3 protein-coding genes are annotated in these 1,212 nt (G+C 58.8%); all 3 read left to right on the plus strand.

What is annotated here, in order from left to right; translation table 11 throughout:
• On the plus strand, positions 1 to 111 hold a 111-nt coding region (gene rpsR / locus ACRESJ_RS07355), incomplete at its 5' end, for a 30S ribosomal protein S18 (RefSeq protein WP_353925631.1).
• Positions 112 to 147: 36 nt separating this feature from the next.
• Entirely contained in the window at positions 148 to 1,041 is an 894-nt protein-coding gene (locus ACRESJ_RS07360; RefSeq protein ID WP_431757318.1) for a hypothetical protein, read from the plus strand.
• 19 nt (positions 1,042 to 1,060) lie between these two features.
• On the plus strand, positions 1,061 to 1,212 hold a 152-nt coding region (gene rplI, locus ACRESJ_RS07365; RefSeq protein WP_431757319.1), incomplete at its 3' end, for a 50S ribosomal protein L9.

A 1,212-nucleotide genomic window follows, 5' to 3' on the forward strand; every position in this document is an offset into this window, starting at 1 on the left:
CCAAGCCGCATCACCGGTACCAAAGCTCGTTATCAGCGTCAGCTGGCCACCGCTATCAAGCGCGCCCGCTTCCTGGCCCTGCTGGCCTACACCGACAGCCACGGCCGCTGAGACCGGGCAGTCGACAGGTAGCAAAGGATTGAATGTATGCGTGCCTTAGCTGAGTTCATCATGCGGGGCCGTGTGCAGGCCACTCTGGTAGTGGCTGGATGTGCGGCATTGCCGTTGTTGTATTGGTTGGGTGCTGCCGCCGGATGCCTTGTGCTCCTGCGGCGCGGATTGAAGGACGCCCTGGGCGTTCTTGCTCTGGGACTGCTGCCGGCATTGATCTGGTGGCTGTACTCCGACGACCCACGGGCACTTCTGGTGCTGCTGGGGTCTGCGAGCCTTGCGTTGGTTTTGCGCGCAAGTGAGTCCTGGAACCGCGTGCTGCTGGTCAGCATAGCGATGGGCGTAGTGTTTTCAGTGGTGCTGGGGACGGCTTTTGGTCCTCAGATCGAGATGCTGGCGCAGGCCTTGATAAAGGTCATGCCGTCGCTACTCGGTGATGTCTACCAGAAGATGTCGGTAGACGAGCAAGCGCGTTTCGCGTCCCTGATTTCACCCGTCCTGACCGGCCTGATTGCGGCTTTGTTGCAAATCGTCAGCTTGTTGAGCCTGCTTGTCGGGCGCTACTGGCAGGCGTTGTTGTACAACCCGGGTGGTTTTGGTCGCGAGTTTCGCGCCATCCGATTCCCGCTATTGCCGGCGATGTTGCTGCTGGCGTGCATGCTTCTGGGGCCGAATCTCGGCGCGCAGATGGCCATGTTGACGCCGTTGTGCAGTGTACCGCTGGTGTTCGCCGGGCTGGCCCTGATTCACGGGCTGGTGGCGCAAAAGCGACTGGCCAAATTCTGGCTGGTGGGGATGTACGTAACGCTGTTGCTGTTCATGCAGCTGATCTATCCGTTGCTGGTGGTCCTGGCCATCGTCGACAGCCTGATTGATTTTCGCGGTCGTTCGGCACCGAAAGATGCTGATAACGCGAACGGTGAAGGTTAAAAGTTAAGAGGATTTTCACATGCAACTGATCCTTCTGGAAAAAGTCACCAACCTGGGCAACCTGGGTGACAAAGTGAACGTTAAGGCTGGTTACGGTCGTAACTACCTGCTGCCTTACGGCAAAGCTACCGCTGCGACCCCAGCCAACCTGGCTGCGTTCGAAGAGCGTCG

It is taken from the genome of Pseudomonas sp., assembly GCF_050739655.1.
In the GTDB taxonomy this organism is placed as follows: Bacteria; Pseudomonadota; Gammaproteobacteria; order Pseudomonadales; family Pseudomonadaceae; genus Aquipseudomonas.

Excerpts from the sequence above, each read along its gene's own strand:
- ACRESJ_RS07360 (WP_431757318.1), top strand. The coding sequence starts at position 148 with ATGCGTGCCTTAGCTGAGTTCATCATGCGGGGCCGTGTGCAGGCCACT.